The following is a 26,140-nucleotide window of genomic DNA, read 5'->3' on the forward strand; positions in this document are numbered from 1 at the left end:
TCGTTGGTTCATCCTGGGTGTGGATTCACGCGCGGCTTCACGAATTCGATTGCACCGGGAGCACAGGGGACGCTCCAGGCAGAAACGTGATCTTGATCTCGCAAGAACGTGGAACACCGGGGCTGCCGGTTGCGCGTTTGAGTAATCCGGTTAATCACATCGAGCGACGGCGGCGAGCTAAAAAGCGTTAAAGGCCGTGTCGTCGGTGTGTCAGATTCTCTTTATGCGTCCCGGCTTTACCCAGAGTAGGATTACTCGGAATGCGCGACAGTCTTCATAAGAATCAGTTGCCGTGGAAAATCAGACGATCGCTATGGCGCGTGTTCCAAGACCGTGCCAGCGATCCCGCGGGCCTCGTCATGCAAGGGCGCTAGAACAGATACTTCACCCCCAACGAGCCGGCCACCGCCCGCAATCCTGACGAGCTGCCCAAGCCCTGTTCGGCCTGCACTTGCACATTGACGAAGGTATTCCTGCCCACGCGCCGGTCATAGCCCGCCGCCAGGCCGACGCGCGATCCATCCAGATCGTTGTCGAATGCGATATCGCCCTGCGTGGCGGTGGGATACGAACTGGAGGAGCTTCCCAGCGTGTGGCGGTAGCTCAGCATCAGCCAGCCGTGGCTTTGCGTCTGGGCTTGCGCACCCCAGACTTTCGATAGCTTCAGACTCACACGCGAATGCAGCGCGTGCAGTCCCGGCAGGGCAACCCGGCCCCCGCTGTCTTCAGCATCGCGCAACTTGACGTGCTGGACCATCACCTGGGCTTGCGGTTCAACGCGAAGACCGCGGCCATCGCGAACATCGAAGGCCTTTCCGGCTTCGGCCGACAGCGCGGCGCCCCATCCGGATGTCTGCAGGGACGTGCCATGCGCACCGCGCGATTGCGTCTTCACGCCATACCGGCTGACCTGTCCGACGAAATCGGCGTAACCGCCCTTGCCGTCCATCAACGTGTAGTAAGCGCCCAGGCCATACAGGGTTTGATCGCTGCGGCCGGCATCCACCGTCGATCGCGTGGATGCCTGATAGTGCGACACGTCGTTACGGGAAACCATTGCCGTACCAAACACGCCCACGCTCTGGCGGCCGATACCTTTGCTGGCCACGAACAGGTCCGTTCCCACCTGCAGCCCGCCCAACCGCGAATCCACGGCGACATTCGCTTGCCGGATCCCTTGAGGCGCGCCATCCCGGCGTTCCAGGACGCCCAGCGACCGCGCCCAGACATAGGGGTAGACCGTTCGCGCCAGCGTTTCGGTCGCTCCCATCCGTTCGTTGAACGACCCCACCGCCACCTCGGACTGCCGCAAGGCCTGATTGCCCAACTGCGAGTAGATGGACACCTCGGGACGGATATCGCTGAACAGATACCAGTTGTTGGCCAGATCCGCTGCGCCGTTTCTCGCGCCTTGCACCAGCCCGTAATTGAATGCGCCCGCCTGCGTGGGTTGTCCGGGGGTTTGTAGAAACGCGTGGTCGGTGCTGGCGCCGGCCTTGACCACCAGCAACCCGTCGCCGGCCAACGGATCTCCGAAGCCGCCCGGCGTGATGAGCTTCAGGTAGGTCAACCCCGTGGCGCCCTGGGTCAGCGTCAGATGATCCGCGGCGCCGGTCGGGTTCACGTGCAGTTGCACTTCGCCACCGGCGCCCACCAGGTTGTTGGCGGTGACTGTGCGGCCGGCTTGATTGTTCGCCGCATCGGAGGGCGGCGAAAAGGCGATGCTGCCAGCAAGCTGAAGTGAGTTGACGCTGCTGAGGTTGAGGCCCTGCGCGGCGGTAGCGGCATCGGCCAGGACGTTCCATCGGCTAGTTGCATCGATGATGAGGTTCGGTCCGTCCATCTGGCCGTCGAGCCTGGCGCCGTTCGCAAGGCTCAATGTCGCATTGCTGGCGCCGGCGACGCTGGCGGCCGCTTGATCGGCCTGGCCCAGGGCCGTGCCATGGATGACCAGCATGCCCTCGTCGACACGCGTCACGCCGGTATGGGTGAGCGGCCCCGCCGGCGTGGTGTTGGCCGATCCGGTATCGCTGCCCAGGATGATCCATGTGCCGGAACCGGTCTTGGTGAGGTTGCCTGCGCCACTGATCGTTCCCTGCATCACGGACACCGTGCCGACGGCCGTGTGGACCGCGCCATCACCGCGCAACTGAAAATCGCGCTGCGACGACATGCTGCCGTTCAGTTGCAACCCGCCGCCGTCGAAGACGAGGCCACCAGCCGAATCACCCAGCGCGCCGTCGTCCGTAATGGCAAGCCATCCCCCGAGTAGTGTCCAAGGCGTGAGCGCCAGTGCGGGCGCCCCTGTCAGCGCCCACATGCCGTCAGACGTCTTCTCGAATGCGTTGAAGCCCAGATACTGGCCTTGTGCGCCGTCGCCAATCTTGCCGACGTCAAAGGCCAGCGCGGCCCCGCCATCAAGGACCAGTGTGTTTCTGCCGGCCGATTCGGTCGCGTCGACGAGGCCTTGAATCACGCTGCCCTCCCGGAGCATCAAGGTCGCGTTGCTGGCGGTCCCCGCATACTTGATTGCGGTGTCCTGGTTGACGGGCCCCGCCATGATGGAGCCCGCGTTGATGATGACGGAATCGGCTCCCGTGACGTAGACGCCGTGATTGCTGCTGCCCTCGCCGCCGCCGCCGTTCGTATCGAAGCGCGTGTACTGTCCGCCGTTGCCACCCGCGCCGCCTGGCGCGCCTCCGCCCCCTCCACCGGCTGCAAAACCTTCATAATGCATGGCATTGGTTCCCGCGACGCCGGATGCCCCGCCGGCAATACCCCCCGCTCCGCCCAACCCCTCAGTTATCACCGGCCACACGTCCTGGCCTGCAGCCCCACCGTTGGCGGACGTGCCGCCGCCACCGCCACCTCCGCCAGCCCACGAAATACCTGGGGGACCACTGCCCCCCGCCAGACCATCTTCTCCACCATTGCCGCCGTCTCCCCCGAAGCCCGTCCGGATATGCGCCCCGCCTCCCCCGCCCCCGCCCGCGGCACCGCCTACGCCCGTCGAGCCGTCGCCACCGCGACCACCATCTGCTTCCACAGAGAAATGGAAGGTGGAGCCTCCTCCTCCGCCGCCGCCACCGCCCTTGCCGCCGCGGATTGACCAGCCGTCGTTGTGCAATACCACCGCGTCGCCTGAGATGACGATGCCGGCCCCGCCGTTCCCCCCGGCACCGCCAGCGCCGCCCATGGAATGGCCATGCCCGCCGCCACCGCCACCCCCACCGCCGCCGCCGGCCCCGCCTTCGACGTTGCCTGCCGTGGTGTACGACGTCGTAAGCTCCAGGGCGGCCTGGCCATCTCCACCGTCGCCGCCGCGCCCCCCATTGGATGCGCCTCCCTGGCCGCCTGCCCCCGATGCGCCAACGATCCCGCCAGAGGCAACGGCATGGTGCGACACGTCGACGGAAAGCAGCAGCAGGCCAAAGCAGAGCCTGTTCGCGGTTGTTCGGGCCTTGAGAAACAGCGTTGAATCGGCACGTTGGTGCGCCGCGCGGGAATCCACGTCCATCAATCGATCATCCTGAGTTTCGGATTCACGCGCGGCGATTTCTCGTTCCGCCCGGCGCGCTGCTGACGGCGACGGCAAGTGACCGCGTGCGCGTGAATAGCCGTTTGTTCACGTTGAAAGACGGAGCCGGGCCGCAGATCGTTGGCGCCCACTTCGTCGGTGTGATCGATTGTGTTCAGAGCCGGAGGATTCACCGAGAGCACTATTACTCCGATGGCGCGACCGCTTTCTCAAACATCAACGTAGGCATCGAAATCCGACGGATCGCCATTGCGTTCGAATCGTTGACGTGCCAGTCATCCGGACAGGTGACCGTCGACCGAGCAGGCGTTATCCGGGCGCGGGACAAAGTGCAAATTTGCGCCGCACCGGCGCAATAATGCGCTCTCGTATTTCCATTGCGCAGTTACGCTGGAGCCTTCTGATCACCGAATTTCATTTCCCCAATATCCCAGGAGAAAGCCATGACGACGCACTCGAATCCGCTCGAAAAGAAAACCGCCTATTGGGGCGTGCCGTGGGAAGACGCTTATGGTTATGCGCAGGCGGTGCAGGTGGGTAACGATATCTACGTGTCGGGCCAGCTCAATCACGACCAGGATGGCAACCTGATCGCGCCGGCCGAACTTGACGACCAAGGCAAGCCGCGTGACTTCTCCACCATGGAAGCGCAGATGCGCGCGACCTACGAGAACCTGGCGGCCTTGCTGGGCAAGTTCGGCGCCACGCTGGATAACGTCGTGGAAGAAACGCTGTACGTCTTGGACGTCGATGCCGCCTTTGCGGCTGCAGGCAAGGTGCGCAAGGCCGCCTACGGCACCGATCGTCCCCAGGTCGCCAGCAACCTGATCGGTGTCTCCCGGTTGGCGATGCCCGCGCAGTTGATCGAGATCGCCTGCAAGGCGGTGCTGCGTCCTCGCACTGCCGTTTGAGGATCCGTCAGATCTTTGACGGGGGCCGCGCTTGGCGGCCCTCGATCAAGGCCTTGTGCTTGGCCACGGCCGCGGCGCAAAAACGCATGAAGATCTGAACGCGCCGTGAGCGCCGGATGTCGGGGTGGGTGAGCAGCCAGAGGTCATCCGCAAGCTCGGGCACGACAGGACCCACGCGCACCAGGTCGGCCATCGTGTCTCCCAGCATGCAGGGCAGATAGCCCACCCCGAGCCCCGCAACGATGCCCGCGCCGACGGCGGCGACCGAATCGGATCGGTACGCGATATTGGCCGGTGCAACCCGGCCTTCAAGAACGCGAGCGGCCTTCAATCCAGCCAGTCCGCCCGCGTAGGACACCCAGCTCAGGTCGTGAATGCGATCCGCGGCAGGCGCCTTGCGCCGAAACTGTTGCGCGCTTCCGTAGGGCGCCCACGCGATGCCTGCCAGCTTGCGCCCGACCCAGCTCTGCGGCGGCCGCTGGGTCGCTCGTAGCGCGATGTCCGACTCGTCGCGGGCAAGGTCCAGCGTGTCGTTCCCGACCAGGACCTCAATCGACAGCGCGGGGTGGGTTGCCCTGAATTCGGCAATGATGGGCGTCAGGAAATACAGCAGCAGCGAGTCGCTGGTGGCAACCCGAAGCGTGCCGTGCGGGTCATGCGTGGAACCGGAAATGCGGCGGGCCACACTGACGACATCGAGTTCGACACGCTCGCTCAGCGCGCGAAGCTCCATCCCTTCGGCGGTCAGCTTGTAGCCTGCGCGCCGCCGGTCAAACAAGGCAACGCCCAGCGCAGCCTCGGCCTGCGCCACGCGGCGCGATACCGTCGAGGCATTGATGCCGAGCTTTTCGGCCGCCAAGGACCGATTGCCGCAATCGCTCAACACTTTGACGATGCGTAGGTCATCCCATGACAACGTGTTCGGCGCGGCGGCGTTGTCCAAGGCGAGGCTGGTCGCGGACGCGGGAAGGGCTTTGGCAGGTTTTGGCGGCGCCATGATCGGCAGATGTTCTTACGTGGGCGTGAGACGTAAGCGTAAAACGTAAGCGCCCGTCGCAGGCGTCGAATCAAAGCGCTGAACAGAAAGGATGCTTAACGCCATGAAAAGCGCTTCGGCACAAAGAATGCGCATAACCGAATCCGCATAACCGATTCCTCATATCCGAATCCGCATAACCGAACGGCGCATAAACAAAAGGCCCCTATGAAGGGGCCCTGGAAAACGCACAGCTTGTCTGGATTGGCGCGCCCGACAGGAATCGAACCTGTATCAAGAGCTTCGGAAACTCTCATTCTATCCATTGAACTACGGGCGCAGCGCAAGGAGGCGGTATTGTACCCAGTTTTGCGCGATCTGCATGAACTGGATCAAATCTTCCGGCAAACTCATCGAAAACCCGTCCTGACACATTGGACGATCGTCCCTGACACCGTTATATAATCCAGCGTTTGCTTGCAGGCGGGCATGGGTTGCCGCCGACTTGTGCAGTACTGATTTTCTGTTGCCGCCGCCAAGGCGCCCCCGGTACCCGTTAGCAGGATTTGGTCATGAGCAACGAGCAGGAACACATAGAAGAGCACTCCTCCCCCATCAAGACCCCGAAGCAACTGATCGTCACGGTCGTCCTGGCTTTCGTGGTTCCCATCGCCATCATCATCCTTCTGGTGAACATGGTGGTCACTGGCACCAAGACCGGCGCCGGGTCGGACGCCCTGTCCGGCGAAGCGGTCGCCCGGCGGATCGCCCCCGTGGCAGGTTTCGAACTGGTTGATGCCAACGCGCCCAAGGTCTTCAAGACCGGCGAGCAGGTCTTTGCCGCTGTCTGTACGGCCTGTCACACCGCTGGCGTGGCGGGCGCTCCCAAGATGGGCGACAACGCCGCGTGGGCGCCGTTCATCAAGGCGGGCTACGACGAGATGCTGAAGGTCGCGCTGCACGGCAAGGGCGGCATGCCCGCCAAGGGCGGCAACCCGGCCCTGTCCGACTACGAAGTCGCGCGCGCCGTGGTGTACATGGCCAACAAGTCCGGCGCCTCGCTGGAAGAACCCGCCGCTCCCGCCGAAGAAGGCGCCAAGAAGGAAGGCGAGGCCGCAGCCGCGCCCGCCGCCCAAGCCGCTGCACCGGCAGCCGCTGCACCAGCCGCAGCACCGGCTGCCGCAGCACCAGCCGCAGCCGCACCCGCTGCTGCCCCGGCCCCCGCCCAACAGGCTGCCGCGGTCAATCCGGCCGGCGAAAAGCTCTACAAGACGGCCTGTTTCGCGTGCCACGCCACGGGTGTCGCCAATGCGCCCAAGTTCGGCGACAAGGCTGCCTGGGAGCCCTACATCAAGACCGGCATGGACACCATGGTGAAGGTCGCCATAACGGGCAAGGGCGCAATGCCTCCCAAGGGCGGCGCCGCCAACGCCTCCGAGGAAGACATCCGCGCCGCCGTCCAATACATGGTCGACGCCGCCAAGTAATACCCCGCCGGCACGACAGGCAACAAAAAGCCCCTTGATGATTCAAGGGGCTTTTTTCATGGCCGCAACATCTTCATGCGTTGAAAAGGTGTCAGGCACCTGTTGCGCTGAGAAAAGGTGTCTGACACCCGTTGAGACACCGCCGCACATTGACGACCATCTCGCCTGGGTGTCAGACACCTTGCCGCGCTGGGTGTCAGACACCTTGCCGACCTTGCCGCGCAGCGATCAGTCCGCCGTCGACTTCAGCAGCGACATGCCCAGCTGCACGCGGCGTTGCAGCCACAGGCTCGGGCGGTAACGGGTGTCGCCCGTGACGCGCTGCATGCTCTTCAAGATTTCCAGGATGCGGTCGGCGCCCAGCTTGTCGCCCAGGGCCAGCGGGCCCACGGGATAGCCCAGTCCCAGCGTCACGGCCAGGTCGATGTCTTCGGGCGTGGCGATCTTTTGCTGCGCGATGTCGCAGGAGATATTCACGATGTGCGCCACGATGCGCTGCGCGATGAAGCCCGGCGAATCCTCGATCACCGTGACGGGCACGCCGTCCGCGGCCAGCAGCGCATGCGCGGCGTCGCGCCACTTGGCTTCGGTGGCCGGCGAGACCATGATCGTGCGGCGCTTGGCGCCGTCGAACGCATACAGCGTGTCCAGGCCGACGGTACGGCCCGCGTTCAAGCCTTGCGCGGAGACGGTGGTGGACACGTCTTCACCGAAGGGCGTGACCAGAATCAGCGCATCGGCGTCGGGCGTGGAACCCGTGACCAGCGTGCCGCCCAGCTTTTCCACCAGCGCGGACGCGCGGGCGTAGCCTTCGCCATGCTTGGGGCTGACCCAGACCTTCAGGCCGTCGGGCAGCGCGGGCGCGGCGGCTTCGGCCGGCACCTGCTTCTGGCCGTCGGCGTAGACGTAGAAGCCTTCGCCGGCCTTGCGGCCGATCAGGCCACCGGCCAGGCGCACCGTCGTGATGGGCGACGGGCGGAAGCGCGGCTCGTCGAAGAACTGGCGGTAGATGGATTCCATCACCGGATGCGAGACGTCGAGCGCGGTCAGGTCCAGCAGCTCGAACGGGCCCATGCGAAAGCCCGCCTGCTCGCGCATGACGGCGTCGACCTGGGCGAAGGTGGCCACCGCCTCCTGCGCCACGCGCAGGCCTTCGGTATTCATGCCGCGGCCGGCGTGGTTGACGATGAAGCCGGGCATGTCCTTGGCGCGCACGGGGGTGTGCCCCATGCGGCGGGCCAGATCGGCCAGGGCGTCGCCCACTTCCGGCGCGCTGCGCAGGCCGTCGATGACCTCGACCACCTTCATCAGCGCGACCGGATTGAAGAAGTGATAGCCCGCCACGCGCTGCGGCCGCTTGCAGGCGGCCGCAATCGCCGTGATGGACAGCGACGAGGTGTTGGACGCCAGGATGCAGTCGTCGGACACCACGCCTTCCAGCGCCGCGAACAGATCGCGCTTGACGTCCAGGCGCTCGACGATGGCCTCGACCACGAGCTGGCAGTTCGCCATGTCGGTCAGCGCGGTGGCCGATTCGACACGTTCGAGCGCGGCTTGCGCGTCGGCGGCGGTCAGCTTGCCCTTCTGAGCAAGCTTCTCCCAAGTCTGGCGCAAGGACTCGCGCGCGGCCGCGATGGCGTCGGCGCTGGTGTCGTACAGGCGCACACGCAAGCCGGCCTGCGCCGCGATCTGCGCGATGCCGCGCCCCATGGCCCCGGCGCCCACGACGCCGATGGTTTGAATGTCCGTCATCAACTATCTCCTGCCTGTATTGGAATGGATCGTGCGCCTGGCGCGGCGCGGCATGCGCAAAAGGCGGCCAGGCCGCCTTCTCGCGCGCGTCAGGCGCGGCTCTGGGCCAGCGCCTGGATTTCTTCGGCCGACAGTCCCAGCTTTTCGGACAGGACCTGCTCGGTGTGCTCGCCCAGCATGGGCGGGGCGCGGCGGTACTCGACCGGACTGCCGGAGAACTTCAGCGGGCTGGCCGCCACGGGCACGGTGCCTGCGGCCGGATGGGGCAGCTCGCGCTTCATGTTGCGGGCCAGCACGTGCGGGTCTTCGTAGACCTGGTCCAGCGTGTTGATGGGACCGGCCGGCACGCCCACGCCTTCCAGCGCGGCGAGCCAGTGGTCGCGCTCGCCAGTGGCCATGCGCTCGGCCAGCAGCGGCACCAGTTCCTCGCGGTTCTTCACGCGCTGCGGGTTGGTGGCAAAACGCGGGTCGGCCGACAGCTCGGGCAGGCCAATCGCGCCGCAATAGTTGCGGAACTGGCTGTCGTTGCCCACCGCCACGATGAGGTGGCCGTCGCTGGCCGCGAACACCTGGTAGGGCACCAGGTTCTGGTGCGCGTTGCCGGCGCGGCGCGGCGCCACTCCGGAGGTCATGAAGTTCAGGTTCTGGTTGGCCAGCATGGCGACCTGGCAGTCCAGCAGCGCCATGTCGATGTGTTGGCCCAGGCCGCTGCGGGCCCGTTCGTGCAGCGCCGCCAGGATGCCCACGGTGGAATACATGCCGGTCATCAGGTCGGCCACGGCAACGCCTGCCTTCTGCGGACCGCCGCCGGGCAGATCGTCGCGCTCGCCGGTGATGCTCATCAGGCCGCCCATGCCCTGGATCATGAAGTCATAGCCCGGACGGCTGGCGTAGGGGCCGGTCTGGCCGAAGCCCGTGATCGAGCAGTAGATCAGACGCGGATTCAGTTCCTTCAGGCTCTCGTAGTCCAGGCCGTATTTGGAAAGCCCGCCGACCTTGAAGTTTTCCACCAGGATGTCGCTCTGCAAGGCCAGTTCGCGCACGAGCTCGGCCCCACGCGGCGAGGCGATGTCCAGCGCCACCGACATCTTGTTGCGGTTGGCCGACAGGTAATACGCGGCCTCGGTGGTGTCGTGGCCCGCTTCGTCCTTCAGGTACGGAGGGCCCCAGGCGCGCGTGTCGTCGCCCGAGCCGGGCCGTTCGATCTTGATGACCTCGGCGCCAAGGTCAGCGAGGTTCTGGGTGCACCAGGGACCCGCCAGCACGCGGGTCAGATCCAGCACACGTATGCCGGTTAGGGGAGCGGGACGTTGCGACATCGGTAATCTTTTCGCTAGAAGGGAAATGAGAACTTCCCGCCCGCGCCGGGGCGCAAGGCGGACTGGGATTCCGTCATGCCAGAAGGCGGCCCGCCGGGGGCCGCCTTCCGATCAACATTCGTCAGACTGGATATTAGCCTCTCGAACGCGTTGGCCGGACCGCTGGCGGCGGAAAGATCAGGAATGGGCCTTGATGGTCTCGCGCGCAATGACCAGCTGCTGGATCTGCGACGTGCCTTCGAAGATGCGGAACAGGCGCACGTCGCGGTAGAAGCGCTCCACCGCGTACTCGGACATGTAGCCCGCGCCCCCGTGGATCTGCACCGCGCGGTCGGCCACGCGGCCCACCATTTCCGTGGAGAAGAGCTTGCAGCAGGCGGCCTGCATGGTGGTGTTCTCGCCGCGGTCACGCATGCGGGCGGCATCCAGCACCATGCAGCGGGCCGCGTAGAGTTCGGCCTGGCTGTCGGCGATCATCGCCTGGATGAGCTGGAATTCGGCGATGGGCTGGCCGAACTGCTTGCGCTCGGTGGCGTACTTGACGGCGTCGCGCAGCAGGCGGTCGGCAATGCCCACGCACAACGCGGAGATGTGCAGGCGCCCCTTGTCCAGCACGCGCATGGAGGTCCGGAAGCCATTGCCTTCCTCGCCGCCAAGCAAGGCGCTGGCCGGCACGCGGCAGTTGTCGAACACGACGTCGCTGGTCAGCGCGCCGGCCTGGCCCATCTTCTTGTCCGGCTTGCCGATGATGAGGCCCGGCGTGCCGGCCTCGACGAGGAGGCACGAGATGGAGTTGGCCCGGCGCTCGGGCGCCGTGCGGGCCATGACCGAAAACAGGCCGGCGATGGGCGCATTGGTGATGTAGCGCTTGGTGCCGTTCAGCACGTAGCAGTCGCCGTCACGCTCGGCGGACACGCGCAGCGACATGGCGTCGGAGCCCGCGTCGGGCTCGGTCAGCGCAAACGACCCGATCAGTTCGCCGCTGGCCAGCTTGGGCAGGTATCGGGCGCGCTGCTCGTCGGTGCCGGCCAGGACGATCGCCTGCGAGCCGATGCCGATGTTGGTGCCGGCCAGCGACCGGAACGCGGGCGAGGTCTGGCCCAGTTCGAACACGACGCGGACCTCTTCTTCCATCGTCAGGCCCAGCCCGCCAAAATCCGGCGAGATGGACAGGCCGAACAGGCCCAGGTCGCGCATTTCATTGACGATGTCCGGCGGCACTTCGCCGCTGACGGCCAGTTCGTCCTCGGCGGGAATCAGCCGTTCGTGCACGAAGCGGCGGACGGCGTCGATCAGCAGGTTCAGGGTTTCGGTGTCCAGGGCCATGAGGAAAGTCTCTTAGAGCGAATGCAGGTCAGGGGTTTGGTATGGCGGCGCGTTCAGGGACGCATGCCGCCCACCAGCAGATCGAAATAGCCGTCGGCGATGGTTTCGGCACTGTCGCCCTGCCCGGGCTTGTACCAGCGCACCATCCAGTTCAGCATCGACAGCACGGCGCGGCCCGTGGCTGCCACGTCCAGCGCGCGGAACGCGCCGTCGGCCACGCCTTGCGCGATCACGTCGCGCAACAGCTTTTCGTAGCTGTCTCGCAGGCGGGCGGCATCTTCGCGTTCGGACAGCGCCATGCCCGAGTAGCCGATCAGCATGGTCACGAATTGGGCGTGGTGCTGCTCGAAATAACGGGCATGTCCCACCATGAACGCGCGCAGGCGGGCCACGCCGCCCACAGCGCCGGCCACGTCGCGGCCGACGGTCTGCGTCAGGCCTTCCAGCACCTGAAGGATGATGGCGTCGTAGATGTCCTGCTTGGTGGGGTAATAGTGATAGATGGCCGCCTTGGACACGCCGATGGCGGCGGCCAGGTCGGAAATGGAGCTGCCGTCGTAGCCGCTGCGGGCAAACAGCTTGGCGGCTTCTTCCAGAATGCGTTCGCGCGGAGCGGCCAGCGTGGGCGGCCTGCCGGCGCGGGCGCGTTTCTGTACGGGTGGGGCGGTAAGCGCCATGTCGGCCTTTGACAGGGGCCGCGCGGGGCCGAAAAGGTTCTGGCGAACCTCCATTGACAGCCCTTCCGCGCATGCCGTTAAATAAAGATTAATTAATTACCGGACGGTCGGTAGGTAATTAATATACTCCAAAACCAACAACGAGACGACGCCCCATGCCCCATCCCCTCGTGACTGATTTGTATGGCCAGATGTCCCTGCCGGTCATCAGCGCCCCGATGTTCATCGTCTCCAACCCCAAACTGGTCATCGCCCAGTGCACGAGCGGCATCGTGGGGTCGTTTCCCGCGCTGAACGCGCGGCCGCAGACGCTGTTGACCGACTGGCTCGACGAAGTCCAGGCGGGGCTCGCGTCCCACCGCGAAGCCCACCCCGGCGAGCGCGTCGCACCATTTGCCGTCAACCAGATCATCCACCAGTCCAACGACCGGCTGGAGGCGGACCTGGCCGTATGCGCCAGCCACCGCGTGCCGCTCATCATCACCAGCCTGCGCGCCCCGGGCGACCTGGTGAAGGGCGTTCACGATTGGGGCGGCAAGGTTTTCCATGACGTCACCACCATCCGCCACGCCGAAAAGGCGCTGGAAGCGGGGGTGGATGGCCTGATCCTGGTGTGCGCGGGCGCAGGCGGCCACGCCGGCACGCTGAGCCCCTTCGCGCTGATCTCCGAGGTTCGCCGCTTTTACGACGGCCCGCTGATCCTGTCGGGCGCCATCACCTCGGGCGCGCACGTGCTCGCCGCGCAGGCCATGGGCGCGGACTTTGCCTACATGGGCACGCGCTTCATCGCCAGCGAGGAAGCCAACGCCAGCGAGGGCTACAAGGCCGCCATCGTCGAGGCCAGCGCGTCGGACATTCTGTACACGCCGTTCTTCACGGGCATCCCGGGCAACTACCTGAAGGCCAGCATTGCGGCCGCCGGCCTGGACCCTGCCAACCTGCCCGCACCCGATAGCGGCGCGTCCAATTTCGGCTCGACGCGCGTCAAGCCCTGGAAGGACATCTGGGGCGCCGGCCAGGGCGTGGGCGGCATCGCCAGCGTCGAACCCACGCGCAAGATCGTCGACACGCTGCGGCGCGAGTACGCCGAGGCGAAAGCCCGCCTGGCCGCGGCCCCGCACGCATGAGCGCCGGCCTGAAGGTCCAGCGCGACGGCGCCGTCCTGACGCTGACGATAGACCGGCAGGACCGCCGCAACGCGCTCGACACCGCCACCTACGCGGCGCTGACGGAGCAGATTTCGCTGGCAAGCGCCGACGTGACGCTGTCTGCGGTCATCCTGACCGGCGCGGGCGATCACTTCACGGCGGGTAACGACTTGCGCGACTTCCAGGCCGAGCGTGGCGCGGGCGACAGCGCGGGCCTGACCTTCCTGCGCGCGCTGACCACGGCCGACGTGCCGGTCATCGCCGCCGTCGAGGGCTACGCCATCGGCATCGGCGTGACGCTGCTGCAGCATTGCGACTTTGTCCACATCGGCGAAGGCGCCACGCTGCGCATGCCGTTCGTCGCCCTGGGTTTGTGCCCGGAAGGCGCGTCCAGCCTGCTGATGCCGCGCCTGGCCGGCCGCCGGGCAGCGCAATGGCTGATGCAGGGCAAGGCCTTCACGGCGGACGACGCGGTGCAGGCCGGGCTGGCCACGTCGGCCACGCCCAAGGGCCAGGCGCTGGCCGAGGCGCAGGCCACCGCCGCGGATCTGGCGCGCCAGCCGCCCGCCGCGCTACGGCTCACCAAGGCGATGATGAAGCGGGCGGACCGGCAGGCCATCCAGGAGACGCTGGACTACGAAGCCCAGCAGTTTCGCGCGCGCCTGCAGACCGAAGAAGCGCAGGCGGCGTTCGCGAAGTTCTTCAAGAAATAGGTCAGAACGGCGAATCGGGCCGGAAATTCGGCGCCCGGCGCTCGCGCAGGGAATTGATGCCCTCGCGCACGTCCGGGCCGCCAAAGCCCATGAATTCCAGCGCCAGCGAGGTGTCGAAGGTCGGCCCCGCCATCCGCAGCCAGTTGTTCAGCGAGTACTTGGTCCAGCGGATCGCCGTCTGCGACCCGGCTGCCAGCTTGTTGGCCACCTCGAACGCCTTGCCGATCAGCTCGGCCTCGTCCACGCAGAGCGACACCAGGCCGATGCGCTCGGCTTCCTCGCCCGAGACCGTCTCGCACAGCATCAGGTAGTACTTGGCCTTGGCCATGCCGCACAGCAGCGGCCAGACAATGGCGGCGTGGTCGCCCGCCGTCACGCCCAGGCGGGTGTGGCCGTCGATGATGCGGGCGTCGCGCGCCGCGATGGAAATGTCGGCCAACAGCCCGGCCACCAGACCCGCCCCCACCGCCGCGCCGTGCATGGCAGACACGATCGGCTTGCTGCAATTGATGATGTTGTAGACCAGGTCGCGCGCCTCGCGCCAGACGCGGGTGCGCACGTGGAAGTCGTCGGCCATCTGCTGCACCAGCTCCAGGTCGCCGCCGCCCGAGAACCCCTTGCCCTCGCCGCGGATCACCACCACCCGCGTGTCCGGATCGGTGTCGATGTCGCGCCAGATGTCGGCCAGTTCGCGGTGCATGCGGTCGTCGGCCGTGGACAACTTGCCCGGCACGCCGCCCTTGGTCCCCATGATCAATTCCAGCACGCCGCCGGGGTGGCGGCGCAGCTTCAGGGATTCGTAGGCCGAATAGTGTTCCAGCGTAATGTCGGTCATTGTCTGCTCCGGGTCGTCTCTTGGTTGTTCGCGCCCCGCCCGAGGCGGCCGCGTTTTTGCGCACTATAGTGGATACGGCCGACCCGCCATGACGATTCCCCCCCGGAGCCTCACCCCATGAACACCCCCGCCATCCCCATCGACCGCGCCGCGCTGCCTGCCCTGTTCGCCCCCCGCGCGCAGGATACGCACAAGGGCAGCTTCGGCACCGTGGGGGTGGTGGGCGGCGGCGCCGGCATGACGGGCGCGGCGCTGCTCGCCGCCCGCGCCGCCTTGAAGACCGGCGCCGGCAAGGTGCTGGTGGGCTTTGTCCAGGACGCGCTGCCCTTGCCCTGCGACCCCCTGCAACCCGAACTGATGCTGCGCGACTTCCGCTCGCTGCTGGAAGAAGACTGGGGTGTGACCGCCTGGGTCGCCGGCTGCGGAATCGGCACGAGCCAGCTGGCCGCAAATGCGTTGTCGGAGTTGTTCGTCCTGCGGCGCGAGGCCCCGCTGGTGCTGGACGCCGACGGCCTGAACCTGCTGGCCCGGGGCGAAATCCATCCCAACTGGGGCGCCGGCCCCATCGTGCTGACCCCCCACCCCGCCGAGGCCGCCCGCTTGCTGGGTATCGGCACGCCCGAGATCCAGCGCGACCGCCCCGCCGCCGCCCGGCAGTTGGCGCAGCGCTTCCAGGCCTGGATCGTCCTCAAGGGCGCCGGCACCGTCGTATGCGCCCCCGACGGCAATCTGCACATCAACACCAGCGGCAACCCGGGCCTGGCCACCGCGGGAACCGGGGACGTATTGGCCGGCATGCTGGCTTCCCTGCTTGCCCAGAAACTGCCGCTGGACCAGGCCGTGCGCGGGGCGGTCTGGCTGCACGGCGCCGCCGCCGATGCGCTGGTCGCCCAGGGTGTCGGCCCCATCGGCCTGACGGCCGGAGAGCTTGCGGACGCGGCCCGCGCCCTGCGTAACGGGCGCTAAGTCCATGTCCCACAAACATTTTTACAACATACTAGGGTTTTCCCTTAAAATGACATTGCTATTTGCCTAGGGTTATCCCTATAATGGTTTACCCCATGACGAAACGGACTGGAGCCAAACCATGAGCGAACTGACCCTGAACAACACTGCCCGCCTGACCGACGCGCTGGAGCGTGACCTGCTCCGCGGCGCTCTCGAAAACCAACCGAATTCTCACCCGCTGACCAGCCTGAAGAAAGCTGGCCAATCCGTAGCAGCCGCTGTTGCCGCCGTCTTTGCCTTCATCGACGAAGTGAACGAATCGATGAACAAGGCTCGCGCCGCCAGCTCGCGCTTCTCCGGATCGCAGTGGTAATAACAGCCGCGCCAGGCTGATTCGCGACAGATCTCCCGCGAATCAGCCTGGCGCGCTGACGTTGCAGCGCCCGCCGGGTAAGCCCCGGCGCCCGCCGCAACGCATCGGCGCTGATCCCTCACCGGCGCCATCGCGCCGCGGGTGGCCCCTAAGGGCCCCGCGACGCCCTCTTTCCCTCCCCCCTCTCGGCGTTTTCCCTAGCGCCTCGATCGCCGCTGCGCATTGACAGCGCGCGAACCCCCTACCGATAATCGGCCCCTTGCCGTCGTGCCCTGGCGACAATTTCCCCGCACGCCTTCGGCCGACGCAGTCGTCCCCTGGCACGCGAGGCCGCCCGCACGATCCGGTTCGTTCCCAATCCGGAGTTGTCACCATGAAGTTGCGCACTACCCTGGCCCTTGTGGCCGCCGCCATCCCCCTGGCAGCCGCCCAAGCCCAGACGCTGAAGATCGGCCTGTCGGCCGAACCCACCTCGGCGGACCCCCACTATCACAAGATGACGCAGAACGACGCGTTCTCCGCGCACGTCTACAACTCGCTGGTGGGCCGCAGCGCCGACATGAAGCTGATTCCCCAGCTTGCGACTTCCTGGAAGAACCTGGACGACCTGACCTGGGAATTCAAGCTGCGCGACGACGTCAAGTTCTCCAACGGCAAGCCGTTCACCTCCGAAGACGTGCTGTTCACGATCTGCCGGACGCTGAACAACGAAACCAACGTGTCGCAGTCCTACATGGACATGACCAAGCGCATCACCGACGTCCAGACGCCGGACGCGCACACCGTCATCATCAAGACGGGTGAACCGTTCCCCCTGATGCCGGCCGAACTGGCCCGCTCGCTGCCGATCATCTGGAACGGCATCGTCGAGCACGGCAAGCTCACGTACGACCCCAAGAAGGGTTGCGGCGTGACGGGCGCCTGGCCCACGGTGGTCGACTTCAACAACGGCAAGGACGCCATCGGCACCGGCCCCTACATGCTGAAGTCCTACGTCAAGGGCACCGGCATCGAGCTGGTGCGCAACGAAAACTACTGGGGCGAGAAGCCGCACTGGAAGGAAGTGAAGTTCGTGCCGGTGCCCTCGGCCGGCCCGCGCCTGACCGGCCTGCTGTCCGGCGACTTCGACATGATCGAAAACCCCGCCGCCCGCGACCTGCCGCGCCTGAAGGACAATCCGAAGTTCGGCTTCGTGGCCACGCCGTCCACCCGCCTGGTGTTCTTCCAGCCGGACGTGGGCCGCAACCCGAGCCCGTTCGTCAAGAGCGCCGACGGCAAGAACCCGCTGCAGGACCTGCGCGTGCGCAAGGCCATCAACATGGCCATCGACCGCAAGACCATCACGGCCCGCATCATGGACGGCATGGCCACCCCGGCCTTCCAGTACATGCCCGACGGCATGTTCGGCGCGCTGCCCAAGGCCCCGGAAATCAAGTACGACCCGGAAGGCGCCAAGAAGCTGCTGGCCGAAGCCGGCTATCCGAACGGCTTTGAACTGACGCTGTCGTCCACCAACGACCGTTACGTCAACGACGGCCAGATTGCCCAGGCCGTGGCCCAGTACCTGTCGCGCGTCGGCATCAAGACCAACGTGGATGCGATGACCGCCTCCATCTACTTCCCCAAGCGCGCCAAGCGCGAGTTCAGCTTCTCGATGGGCGGCTGGCCTGCGGAAACGGGTGAGGCCTCGGCGCTGTTCCAGCTGTGGGTCGCCACGCTGGATTCGCCCGTCAGCCTGGGCACCAGCAACTACGGCGGCTTCTCGAACGCGGACTTCGACAAGGTCTACAAGCAGGCCATCGTGACGGTCGATCCCGCCAAGCGCGAAAAGCTGCTGCAGGAATCCACCCAGATCGCCCTGGACAACGTGCCGCTGATCCCGCTGCACTTCGAGAGCAGCATCTGGGCGTACCGCAAGGGCATTTCGTACGAAGGCCGCCGCGACCAGTACACCCTGGCCACGTCGGTCAAGCCCGACGCGAAGTGAGCAGGCAGGGCTGAGTAAAGAAGAAACGGCTGCCTCGTGCAGCCGTTTTGCCTTGGGGCGGCGCAGTTGCCGCACCCGGGCCCGCAGCCCCCCGCCTCATCCCCTATACAATCGTCTGGCTTCATCGGAACTGCCATGCCCACGTCTTTGCCCCCGTCCTCGTCCGCGCCCCCGTCTCCCCTGCGTCCTTTCCTGCTGGCCTGTCCGGACCTGTCGGCCGAGCGCGTGGGCAACACCGACACGCCCGGCGTCTGGCATTTCGATTCCGGCGCGCCCGGCAAACGCGTGCTCCTGAGCGCGCTGATCCACGGCAACGAGCTCTGTGGCGCCTGGGCGCTGAAGGACCTGCTTGCCGCCGGCCTGCGCCCGCGCCGCGGCACGCTGACGCTGGCGTTCTGCAACCTGGCCGCGTTCGACCGGTTCGACGCGCGCAACTACGCCCCCGCGCGCTTCGTGGACGAAGACATGAACCGCGTCTGGAGCGACGACAAGCTTTCCGTGCCCACCTCGCAGGAGCGCCGCCGCGCTGCAGCCCTGCGCCCGTGGGTGGAACAGGCCGACTGGCTGCTGGACTTTCACTCGATGAGCAATTCCGACGTGCCGCTGCAGCTGACCGGCCTGGAACAGCGCAACATCGATCTGGCCCTCGCCCTGGGCAATCCCGCCACCATCATTGCCGACGCAGGCCACGCCGCCGGCGTGCGCATGCGCGATTTCGGCCGCTTCGGCGAAGCCGGCGACAACGGCACGCGGTCCCTTCTGATCGAATGCGGCTTTCACGGCGCCCCCGAGGCGCGTGGCGTGGCCGCCGACCAGATGGCGCGCTTTCTGGTGCAGGCCGGCACGGTGGACCGCGGCGACATCCCCGCCGCCTGGTTCGCCCCCGGCGCGCCGCTGCAGCGCGCGCTGCGCGTCACGCACGCCGTCGCCGCCAAGAGCGCCGACTTCCGTTTCGCCGAGCCCTGGAAGGGGCTGGAAACGCTGCCCCGCGCGGGCACCGTCATCGGCTGGTCGGAAGGCGAGCCCGTCACCACGCCCTACGACAACTGCGTGCTCATCATGCCGTCCACCGCCAACCTGCGGCCCGGCGTGACCGTCGTGCGCCTGGCGCAGCCGATCACCTAGCGTGCAGGCTGGCCTGACTTGAATATCCGGGCCCTGTACGCCAGGCCCGCCCGATAACCCCGGCTTTTCCCCAACCCCGAGCCCACCAAGGAAATCATCACGTGGCCTTGTTCATCCTACGCAGACTGATACAGAGTCTGTTCGTGCTGCTGGCCGTTTCGGTCGTGGTCTTCTTCGCGGTGTATGCCGTGGGCGACCCGATCGAGCTGCTGGTCAGCCCCGAAGCCAGCCAGGCCGCGCGCGAGGCGATGATCGCCCGCCTGGGCCTGGACCTGCCCGTGTGGCAGCAGTACACCGGGTTCCTGTGGCGCGCGCTGCATGGCCACCTGGGCACCTCCTTCGTGCACGGCATTCCCGCGATCGAACTGATCGTGCAGCGCATTCCGGCCACGTTCGAACTGGTGTTTGTCGCGATCATGCTGACCTGTGTGATCGGCATTCCGCTGGGCCTGGTCGCGGGCCTGTACCGCGACGAGTACGTGGGCCGCGGCATCATGGCCTCGTCGGTGCTGGGCTTTTCGCTGCCGAACTTCTGGCAGGGCATGATGCTGATCCTGCTGTTCGCCGTCTGGCTGGGATGGCTGCCCGCCACCGGCCGCGGCGACACGGTCGACGTGCTGGGCGTGCGCCTGTCCATCCTGACCGCCGACGGCTGGTCGCACCTGATCATGCCGGCGATCAACCTGGCGCTGGCCAACATCGCGCTGGTGCTGCGCATGACCGCCTCGGGCGTCGTCGAGGCCCGCAGCCAGGACTACGTGAAGTTCGCGCGCGCCAAGGGCGTCAAGCCGGGCCGCATCGTGCGCCGCCACATCCTGCGCAACATCCTGATCCCCGTGGTCACGGTGATCGGCATGGAATTCGGCACGCTCATCGCCTACTCCACCATCACCGAAACCGTGTTCGCGTGGCCCGGCATGGGCAAGCTGCTGATCGACAGCGTCTACCAGCTCGACCGTCCCGTGGTCGTTGCCTACGTGATGCTGGTCACGCTGATCTTCGTCGTCATCAACCTGGTTGTGGACATCCTGTACGCGGCGCTCGACCCGCGCGTGCAGCTCGTGGCCCCCGCTCAATAAACCGCCATGGCTAATACTCCGAATCCTGGCCGCACCCGCACCGTCCAGCCCCTGGCCGAGACGCCGCGGCGCGCCGCCATCCTGAAAAAACTGCATGCGCGCCCGACGGTGCGCGGCTCCGTCATCGCGCTGGCCGTCCTGGTGATCCTGGTGGTCTTCGCGCCGTTCTTCGCGCCGCAGAACCCTTACGACCTTGCCAACCTGTCGCTCATGGACGGCCGGCTTGCGCCGCGCCAGGCGCTGATGGACGGCAGCATCGCCTGGCTGGGCACCGACGACCAGGGCCGCGACATGCTCAGCGCCATTTTGTATGGCCTGCGCATCAGCCTGATGGTGGGCCTGACCGCCGTCGTGCTGGCCACCGCCATCGGCGGCGCGATCGGCCTGGTTGCCGCCTACGTGGGCGGCTGGGTCGACACCGTGTTGATGCGCATCGTCGACTTCATCCTGGGCTTTCCGACCATTCTGGTGGCGCTGGTGCTGCTGGTGGTGCTGGGCCGCGGGGTCGACAAGGTGATTCTTGCGCTGGTCCTTGTGCAATGGGGGCACTACGCGCGCATCATGCGCAGCCGCGCCCTGCAGGAACGCCGCAAGGAATACGTCGAGGCGGCCGCCAACCTGGGCTTTCCGGCCTGGCGCATCATGCTGTATCACCTGCTGCCCAACTGCCTGGGGCCGGTGATGGTGTTCGCCACCATCCAGATCGCCACCGCGATCGCGCTGGAAGCGACGCTGTCGTTCCTGGGCGTGGGCGTGCCGATCACCGAACCGTCGCTGGGCCTGTTGATCTCCAACGGCTTCCAGTACCTGCTGTCGGGCGACTACTGGATCAGCCTGTTCCCGGGCATTGCGCTCCTGGTGCTGATCCTTTCCATCAACATCGTGGGCGACCGCCTGCGTGAAGCCCTGGACCCCCGCCGAGCATGAGCGACATTCTTCTTGATGTGCGCGGCCTGCGCACTGCATTCCATACCGAGGCCGGCGCGTGGCTGGCGGTCGACGGTGTCGACCTGACCGTGCGCCGTGGCGAGATCGTGGGTCTGGTGGGCGAATCCGGTTCCGGCAAGTCCGTGACGGGCTTTTCGCTGCTGGGGCTTATCGACCCGCCGGGCGAAGTCGTCGACGGCGAGGTGAAGTTCAAGGGCACGGACCTGCGCAAGCTGTCCGAAGAGCAGATGCGCCAGTTGCGCGGCAACCGCATCGCCATGATCTTCCAGGACCCGCTGATGACGCTGAACCCGGTGCTGCGCATCGGCGAGCAGATGATGGAAGCGATCCTGACGCACGAGGACGTGCCGCGCGCCCAGGCCGAGGAGCGCTGCCGCGAGGCGCTGGCCATGGTCGGCATCCCGTCGCCGGAAAAGCGGCTGAAAAGCTACCCGCACGAGTTCTCGGGCGGCATGCGCCAGCGCGTGGCGATCGCCATCGCGATGCTCAACAAGCCCGACCTCATCATCTGCGACGAGCCCACCACGGCGCTGGACGTGACCATCCAGGGCCAGATCCTTTACCGCATGCAGCAGATCTGCCGCGAGCACAACACGGCGCTGATCTGGATCACCCACGATCTGGGCGTGGTGGCCGAGCTGGCCGACCGCGTGGCCGTGATGTATGCCGGCCGCATCGTCGAGAGCGGCCCGGTCGAGCAGGTGCTGGATGCGCCGCGCCACCCCTACACCCGCGGCCTGTTGGACTCGATGCCCGGCGCCACGCAACCGGGCGCGCGCCTGCACCAGATCAATGGCATGGCGCCCAGCCTTGCCGCCCGTCCGGCGGGCTGTGCGTTCCGGCCGCGCTGCACCCACGCGGTCACGCGCTGCACCGAGCAAGCCCCCTCCGTCACCACCGAAGGTTCGCGCAGCTATCGCTGTTACGTGCCGATCGCCCGCGAGGCACAGTAAGCAATGAGCCAAGCCGATACCCCCGTCATCGAGCTCAAGAACGTCCACAAGCGCTTCGAGCAGCGGCCTGACCTGGCCCAACGCATTCTCGCCCTGACCGGCCGTCCCATCGACCGCCGCACCGTGTACGCGGTCAACGGCGTGGACCTGTCCATCAAGCGCGGCGAAGTCGTGGGCCTGGTGGGCGAGTCCGGTTGCGGCAAGTCCACGCTGGGCCGCGTCGTGGCCGGCCTGCACCGCCAGACCGAAGGCGAGCTGCTGTACCAGGGCATGGACGCAAACCGTCTGCGCGGCGCCGACAAGCTGGCATACACGCTGGGCGTGCAGATGATCTTCCAGGACCCGCAGGCGTCGCTGAACCCGCGCCAGCGGCTGCGGCAGATCCTGGGCGAATCGCTGAAGGTGCACAAGCTGGCGCCTCCCAACGAGATCCCCGCCCGCATCGACCAGGCGCTGACCGAAGTGGGCCTCGCCACGGAATACCGCGACCGCTTCCCGCATCAGATCTCGGGCGGTCAGCGCCAGCGCATCGGCATCGCCCGCGCGCTGATGGTGGCCCCCAAGTTCCTGGTCTGCGACGAGCCCGTTGCCGCCCTGGACGTGTCGATCCAGGCGCAGGTGATCAACCTTTTCATGGACCTGCGCGAGCAACACGGTTTCACGTACCTGTTCATCAGTCACGATCTGGGCGTGGTCAAGCACATCTCGGACCGCGTCGCGATCATGTACCTGGGCAAGATCGTCGAGATCTCGACGTCGGCCGAGATCTTCGCCCGCGCCAACCATCCGTACACGCAGGCGCTGATGGCCGAAGTGCCGGACGTGGCGCGCCGCGGCCGCAAGTTCACGCCGATCAAGGGCGAGATTCCGTCGCCGCTGAATCCGCCTTCCGGCTGCACGTTCAATCCCCGTTGTCCCCACGCGATGCCGCGCTGCCGCGAAGTGGCGCCGCCCTTGAAAGAAATCTCGGCTGGCCACTGGTCGGCCTGCCACCTGAACGAAGCGAGCGCCTGATGAAACCTTCCGACATGTCCAACGTGGACCGCATCGCCATCGAAATGGGCCATGCGGGCCGCAACGCCATCCTGTACGTGGATGAGGACCGCAACTACGACCGTCCGTTCAAGCTGCAGACCTACCGCCCCTACGGCTACACGCCGGACCGCCCGGTGGTGATCGTGCAGCACGGCGTGCTGCGCAACGGCGACGAATACCGCGACTTCTGGGTCGAAGCCGCCGACAAGCACAAGCTGCTGATCGTGGCGCTGACGTTCTCGAACGAGATCTGGCCGGGCGTTGAAAGCTACAACAACGGCCGCGTGTTTTCGGCGGGCGGCAATCCGCGCCACATCGATGGCTGGACGTACGCGCTGGTGGGCAACGTCATCAGGGACATGATTGCCGGCGAGATCACCGACGGGCAGAACGTCTACCTGTTCGGCCACAGCGCGGGCGGCCAATTCGTCCACCGCCTGATGAGCAGCCAGCCGCATGCGCCCTTCAAGGCGGTGACGGCGGGCAATCCCGGCTGGTATACGCTGCCGACGTTCGACTATCCCTATCCGGAGGGCATGGACGGCGTGGGTCTGACCGAGGACCACCTGGTCAAGCTGCTGGCCTACCCGATGACCATCCTGGCAGGCGACAAGGACATCGAGACCAACGACCCGAACCTGCCATCCGAACCCGCCGCCATGCGCCAAGGCCCGCACCGCTTCGCGCGCGCGCAGAATTACTTCGAATTCGGCCGCAAGGAAGCCGAGCGCCGCGGCGTGCCGTTCGGCTGGAAGCTGCAGGTGGTGCCCGGCATCGGCCACGACGGCCGCGCCATGTCGGCCGTCTGCGCGAGCCTCTGGTTCGACGGCAAGATGCCCGACGACGCCGAACTCGCCCGCCTGGCCGGCCAGCAGGTCGCCTGAACCCTTTTCCCATCGCTGAACCCCGATACCGCCATGTCCAATACCCAGAGCACTGAACAGATCGTCGCCGGCATCCAGAGCTGGCTGCAATGCGAGTCGCCGTCGAACTTTCCCGAAGGCATTGCTGCGATGGCGCGCATCATCGCCGACTACGCGGCCGCCGCCGGCCTGACCGTTGAGCTGTCGTCGCTGGGTCCCACGACGGGGCCGCTGCTGTACGCGACCAACCGCGCCCACGGCGACACGCGTCCGGGCATCCTGATCCTGGCGCACATGGACACAGTGCATCCGGTGGGCACGCTGCTGGAAAATCCCGTGCGCATCGACGGCGACCGTCTCTACGGCCCGGGCAGCTATGACATGAAGGCGGGCATCTACCTTGCGCTGACGGCCCTGGCCGGCGTGGCGAGTCCGGGCGCTACGCAACTGCCGGTGGACTTCCTGGTGGTTCCCGACGAAGAAACGGGCAGCCACGCCTCGCGCCCGCACATCGAACGCTTCGCCGCGAATGCCAAGTACGCGCTGGTCTGCGAGCCTGCCCGCCCCAACGGCGGCAAGTGCGTGACGGCGCGCAAGGGCACGGGCATGCTGAACCTGAACGTCAAGGGCCGCCCCGCCCACGCAGGCATGCAGCACGAGAAGGGCCGCAGCGCGATCCGCGAAATGGCCCACCAGGTGCTGGCGCTGGAAGCCATGACCGACTACGACCGCGGCATCACAGTCAGCGTGGGCACGATCGCCGGCGGCACGGTCACCAACACGGTGCCGGCCCTGTGCCGCTGCGTCGTCGACTTCCGCGTGCCCGACATGGGCGCCGCCGAAGACGTGCTGCGCCGCATGCGCGAGCTGTGCGCGGTGGGTCCGGACGTTGAACTGGACATCGACGTCGAACTGAACCGGCCCCCGATGGTCAAGACGGAAGAAGCCGCTGCATTGCTGGCATTGGTGCAAGGTTTCGCGGACCGCGCGGGCTTCCTGCTTGAAGACGCGCCGATGACGGGCGGCGGCAGCGACGCCAACTTCACGTCGGCAATGGGTATTCCGACGCTGGACGGTCTCGGCGCGGATGGAGATGGGGCGCATACGCTGAACGAGTATGTGCTGGTGTCTACGTTGGAGCAGCGGTTGAAGTTTTGGGAATTGCTGCTGCGGGATTTGGCTTGAAGGTTTGGTTTTTTGGATGTTGTTGGTGGGGTTGGTGGGGGTTGATGTCGCGCGGGGGGTTGAGTTCTTTTGACGCCCGGTGCGGCGTGGGCCTGGGTCGGGCGGGGCTCCGATTGCGGTCCGGAGCCTTCGCTCCGGACTTCCCCGTGCTCAACCTCGTCCGCCTTCGGCTCCCTTCGGTTTCCGCCGGGCGCATCTAAACGCCCCGCCCACCCCAGGCCCACGCCACACCGGGCTCTGCGGTTGAATCTTTACGGGCGGCGGGGCGAGTCGGGTTCTTGAGGTTCTTGCACGCAGTCGTTTGGGAGAGAAGCGTCTTGCGGTGCCCGTCCCCGTTCGGCCGCGCGGGCGGCCTCCGGGGACTTACGCGGCGTCTTGCGTCGTGGCGATGACGCTTCGCGCGTGGCTGCGCCTGCCCCTGGTGTCTGACACCCAGGGGAGACTTCCGTCATACCAAGTGCGTCTCCCTAGGGTGTCAGACACCGGCAGCAGCAAACGCGCTGCGCAGGTTCAGGCAGCGACGCCAATAATCGTCACTTGAATCCCAGTGCCGGATGGGCGGCGCGAACCGATCGGCAAGCTGTGGCGACCCGTCGCGGCGCCGCCCATCACCGCCCCTCCCCCCGTGACGGCGGCCCATTAGCTAACAACTCTCTGCCAGCGCGCAAGCGCGCATCGCCCCGACGACCAGACGCCCGTATGCCGATTGCCGCCGCCCGGGCGGCAGCAATTCGGCGGCCCCGCAGATCTCCTGCCCTGACCACAGGTCTTACAGCGCCACATACCAAAGACCCTCGTAGCACGGCGTCGCGGGCACCGTGGGCGCGAGCGCCGTCGATGCGCCCGAGGGAATCTGAAGGGAAGGCCGAAGGCCTGGACGAAGATGACAACGGGGCAGTCCGGAGCGAAGGCTCCGGACCGCAATCGTGGGCGATCGTGCCCACGGTGACCGCGGCGTCGGG

Annotated in this window: 21 protein-coding genes and 1 tRNA gene; 14 read left to right on the top strand and 8 right to left on the bottom strand. The window is 66.5% G+C overall.

Going from position 1 to position 26,140, the window contains the following annotated elements:
- Nucleotides 1-370: 370 nt before the first annotated feature.
- Nucleotides 371-3,517, bottom strand: a complete 3,147-nt coding sequence (locus ASD87_RS27570; RefSeq protein ID WP_156403505.1) for an autotransporter outer membrane beta-barrel domain-containing protein — start codon at nucleotides 3,515-3,517, stop codon at nucleotides 371-373.
- A gap of 464 nt (nucleotides 3,518-3,981) precedes the next feature.
- On the opposite strand from ASD87_RS27570, the gene ASD87_RS24670 reads away from it, so the two are divergent.
- Nucleotides 3,982-4,449, top strand: a complete 468-nt coding sequence (locus tag ASD87_RS24670) for a Rid family hydrolase (protein WP_056327585.1) — start codon at nucleotides 3,982-3,984, stop codon at nucleotides 4,447-4,449.
- A gap of 7 nt (nucleotides 4,450-4,456) precedes the next feature.
- Here the strand turns inward: ASD87_RS24670 and ASD87_RS24675 are convergent, their stop codons facing one another.
- Nucleotides 4,457-5,392, bottom strand: a complete 936-nt coding sequence (locus ASD87_RS24675; protein WP_200952237.1) for a LysR family transcriptional regulator — start codon at nucleotides 5,390-5,392, stop codon at nucleotides 4,457-4,459.
- 298 nt (nucleotides 5,393-5,690) lie between these two features.
- Nucleotides 5,691-5,765 (bottom strand) — tRNA-Arg (locus ASD87_RS24680).
- A gap of 232 nt (nucleotides 5,766-5,997) precedes the next feature.
- On the opposite strand from ASD87_RS24680, the gene ASD87_RS24685 reads away from it, so the two are divergent.
- On the top strand, nucleotides 5,998-6,912 hold the full coding sequence (locus tag ASD87_RS24685; RefSeq protein ID WP_056327587.1) for a cytochrome c5 family protein: 915 nt from the start codon (nucleotides 5,998-6,000) through the stop codon (nucleotides 6,910-6,912).
- Between the two features lie 228 nt (nucleotides 6,913-7,140).
- On the opposite strand, the gene ASD87_RS24690 is transcribed toward ASD87_RS24685, so the two are convergent.
- From ASD87_RS24690 to ASD87_RS24705, 4 genes are all read right to left on the bottom strand, one after another.
- Nucleotides 7,141-8,664, bottom strand: a complete 1,524-nt coding sequence (locus ASD87_RS24690) for a 3-hydroxyacyl-CoA dehydrogenase (protein WP_056327588.1) — start codon at nucleotides 8,662-8,664, stop codon at nucleotides 7,141-7,143.
- 89 nt (nucleotides 8,665-8,753) lie between these two features.
- Nucleotides 8,754-9,983 (bottom strand): CaiB/BaiF CoA-transferase family protein, encoded by a 1,230-nt coding sequence (locus ASD87_RS24695; protein ID WP_056327589.1) that lies wholly within the window; start codon nucleotides 9,981-9,983, stop codon nucleotides 8,754-8,756.
- A gap of 177 nt (nucleotides 9,984-10,160) precedes the next feature.
- Nucleotides 10,161-11,309, bottom strand: a complete 1,149-nt coding sequence (locus ASD87_RS24700) for an acyl-CoA dehydrogenase family protein (protein ID WP_056327590.1) — start codon at nucleotides 11,307-11,309, stop codon at nucleotides 10,161-10,163.
- Between the two features lie 53 nt (nucleotides 11,310-11,362).
- Nucleotides 11,363-11,986 (bottom strand): TetR/AcrR family transcriptional regulator, encoded by a 624-nt coding sequence (locus ASD87_RS24705; protein ID WP_056327627.1) that lies wholly within the window; start codon nucleotides 11,984-11,986, stop codon nucleotides 11,363-11,365.
- A gap of 155 nt (nucleotides 11,987-12,141) precedes the next feature.
- Here ASD87_RS24705 and ASD87_RS24710 point away from each other — a divergent pair, with 155 nt between their 5' ends.
- Together ASD87_RS24710 and ASD87_RS24715 are read left to right on the top strand one after the other, a co-directional pair.
- The gene (locus ASD87_RS24710; protein ID WP_056327591.1) at nucleotides 12,142-13,113 is read left to right on the top strand and encodes a nitronate monooxygenase family protein; all 972 of its coding nucleotides are present in this window, start codon (nucleotides 12,142-12,144) and stop codon (nucleotides 13,111-13,113) included.
- The gene (locus tag ASD87_RS24715) at nucleotides 13,110-13,847 is read left to right on the top strand and encodes an enoyl-CoA hydratase-related protein (RefSeq protein ID WP_056327592.1); all 738 of its coding nucleotides are present in this window, start codon (nucleotides 13,110-13,112) and stop codon (nucleotides 13,845-13,847) included. The genes ASD87_RS24710 and ASD87_RS24715 overlap by 4 nt, the downstream gene beginning before the upstream one ends.
- Before the next feature lies 1 nt (nucleotide 13,848).
- On the opposite strand, the gene ASD87_RS24720 is transcribed toward ASD87_RS24715, so the two are convergent.
- Nucleotides 13,849-14,682, bottom strand: a complete 834-nt coding sequence (locus tag ASD87_RS24720) for an enoyl-CoA hydratase/isomerase family protein (protein ID WP_056327593.1) — start codon at nucleotides 14,680-14,682, stop codon at nucleotides 13,849-13,851.
- A gap of 117 nt (nucleotides 14,683-14,799) precedes the next feature.
- On the opposite strand from ASD87_RS24720, the gene ASD87_RS24725 reads away from it, so the two are divergent.
- The 10 genes from ASD87_RS24725 to ASD87_RS24770 all read left to right on the top strand — a co-directional run bounded on the left by ASD87_RS24725 (nucleotide 14,800) and on the right by ASD87_RS24770 (nucleotide 25,178).
- Nucleotides 14,800-15,648 carry an NAD(P)H-hydrate dehydratase gene (locus ASD87_RS24725; protein WP_056327594.1) on the top strand — a complete coding sequence of 283 codons (849 nt, stop codon included), beginning with the start codon at nucleotides 14,800-14,802 and terminating at the stop codon, nucleotides 15,646-15,648.
- 121 nt (nucleotides 15,649-15,769) lie between these two features.
- Nucleotides 15,770-16,003, top strand: coding sequence for a hypothetical protein (locus tag ASD87_RS24730; protein ID WP_008161006.1), 234 nt, complete (start codon nucleotides 15,770-15,772; stop codon nucleotides 16,001-16,003).
- 373 nt (nucleotides 16,004-16,376) lie between these two features.
- Nucleotides 16,377-17,990: an ABC transporter substrate-binding protein gene (locus ASD87_RS24735; protein WP_056327595.1), complete on the top strand. Its 1,614-nt coding sequence runs from the start codon at nucleotides 16,377-16,379 to the stop codon at nucleotides 17,988-17,990.
- A gap of 135 nt (nucleotides 17,991-18,125) precedes the next feature.
- Complete coding sequence (locus ASD87_RS24740; protein ID WP_056327596.1) at nucleotides 18,126-19,115, top strand: succinylglutamate desuccinylase/aspartoacylase family protein; 990 nt, start codon at nucleotides 18,126-18,128, stop codon at nucleotides 19,113-19,115.
- A 101-nt stretch (nucleotides 19,116-19,216) separates the two neighbouring features.
- Nucleotides 19,217-20,194 (top strand): ABC transporter permease, encoded by a 978-nt coding sequence (locus ASD87_RS24745; protein ID WP_056327597.1) that lies wholly within the window; start codon nucleotides 19,217-19,219, stop codon nucleotides 20,192-20,194.
- A 6-nt stretch (nucleotides 20,195-20,200) separates the two neighbouring features.
- A complete protein-coding gene (locus tag ASD87_RS24750; RefSeq protein ID WP_056327598.1) occupies nucleotides 20,201-21,121 on the top strand; it encodes an ABC transporter permease in 921 nt (306 codons plus the stop codon).
- Nucleotides 21,118-22,095, top strand: coding sequence for an ABC transporter ATP-binding protein (locus tag ASD87_RS24755; RefSeq protein ID WP_056327599.1), 978 nt, complete (start codon nucleotides 21,118-21,120; stop codon nucleotides 22,093-22,095). The genes ASD87_RS24750 and ASD87_RS24755 overlap by 4 nt, the downstream gene beginning before the upstream one ends.
- A gap of 3 nt (nucleotides 22,096-22,098) precedes the next feature.
- The gene (locus tag ASD87_RS24760) at nucleotides 22,099-23,109 is read left to right on the top strand and encodes an ABC transporter ATP-binding protein (RefSeq protein WP_056327600.1); all 1,011 of its coding nucleotides are present in this window, start codon (nucleotides 22,099-22,101) and stop codon (nucleotides 23,107-23,109) included.
- Nucleotides 23,109-24,014, top strand: a complete 906-nt coding sequence (locus ASD87_RS24765; RefSeq protein ID WP_056327601.1) for a hydrolase — start codon at nucleotides 23,109-23,111, stop codon at nucleotides 24,012-24,014. Before ASD87_RS24760 ends, ASD87_RS24765 begins: the two co-directional genes overlap by 1 nt.
- A gap of 33 nt (nucleotides 24,015-24,047) precedes the next feature.
- Nucleotides 24,048-25,178, top strand: a complete 1,131-nt coding sequence (locus ASD87_RS24770; protein WP_056327602.1) for a M20 family metallopeptidase — start codon at nucleotides 24,048-24,050, stop codon at nucleotides 25,176-25,178.
- Nucleotides 25,179-26,140: the final 962 nt, after the last annotated feature.

This window comes from Achromobacter sp. Root170 (genome assembly GCF_001428165.1).
GTDB lineage: Bacteria > Pseudomonadota > Gammaproteobacteria > Burkholderiales > Burkholderiaceae_B > Achromobacter > Achromobacter mucicolens.

Coding starts and splice junctions, on each gene's coding strand:
- ASD87_RS27570 (WP_156403505.1), bottom strand. CDS start 3,517: ATGGACGTGGATTCCCGCGCGGCGCACCAACGTGCCGATTCAACGCTG.
- ASD87_RS24670 (WP_056327585.1), top strand. CDS start 3,982: ATGACGACGCACTCGAATCCGCTCGAAAAGAAAACCGCCTATTGGGGC.
- ASD87_RS24685 (WP_056327587.1), top strand. CDS start 5,998: ATGAGCAACGAGCAGGAACACATAGAAGAGCACTCCTCCCCCATCAAG.
- ASD87_RS24690 (WP_056327588.1), bottom strand. CDS start 8,664: ATGACGGACATTCAAACCATCGGCGTCGTGGGCGCCGGGGCCATGGGG.
- ASD87_RS24695 (WP_056327589.1), bottom strand. CDS start 9,983: ATGTCGCAACGTCCCGCTCCCCTAACCGGCATACGTGTGCTGGATCTG.
- ASD87_RS24700 (WP_056327590.1), bottom strand. CDS start 11,309: ATGGCCCTGGACACCGAAACCCTGAACCTGCTGATCGACGCCGTCCGC.
- ASD87_RS24705 (WP_056327627.1), bottom strand. CDS start 11,986: ATGGCGCTTACCGCCCCACCCGTACAGAAACGCGCCCGCGCCGGCAGG.
- ASD87_RS24710 (WP_056327591.1), top strand. CDS start 12,142: ATGCCCCATCCCCTCGTGACTGATTTGTATGGCCAGATGTCCCTGCCG.
- ASD87_RS24715 (WP_056327592.1), top strand. CDS start 13,110: ATGAGCGCCGGCCTGAAGGTCCAGCGCGACGGCGCCGTCCTGACGCTG.
- ASD87_RS24720 (WP_056327593.1), bottom strand. CDS start 14,682: ATGACCGACATTACGCTGGAACACTATTCGGCCTACGAATCCCTGAAG.
- ASD87_RS24725 (WP_056327594.1), top strand. CDS start 14,800: ATGAACACCCCCGCCATCCCCATCGACCGCGCCGCGCTGCCTGCCCTG.
- ASD87_RS24730 (WP_008161006.1), top strand. CDS start 15,770: ATGAGCGAACTGACCCTGAACAACACTGCCCGCCTGACCGACGCGCTG.
- ASD87_RS24735 (WP_056327595.1), top strand. CDS start 16,377: ATGAAGTTGCGCACTACCCTGGCCCTTGTGGCCGCCGCCATCCCCCTG.
- ASD87_RS24740 (WP_056327596.1), top strand. CDS start 18,126: ATGCCCACGTCTTTGCCCCCGTCCTCGTCCGCGCCCCCGTCTCCCCTG.
- ASD87_RS24750 (WP_056327598.1), top strand. CDS start 20,201: ATGGCTAATACTCCGAATCCTGGCCGCACCCGCACCGTCCAGCCCCTG.
- ASD87_RS24755 (WP_056327599.1), top strand. CDS start 21,118: ATGAGCGACATTCTTCTTGATGTGCGCGGCCTGCGCACTGCATTCCAT.
- ASD87_RS24760 (WP_056327600.1), top strand. CDS start 22,099: ATGAGCCAAGCCGATACCCCCGTCATCGAGCTCAAGAACGTCCACAAG.
- ASD87_RS24765 (WP_056327601.1), top strand. CDS start 23,109: ATGAAACCTTCCGACATGTCCAACGTGGACCGCATCGCCATCGAAATG.
- ASD87_RS24770 (WP_056327602.1), top strand. CDS start 24,048: ATGTCCAATACCCAGAGCACTGAACAGATCGTCGCCGGCATCCAGAGC.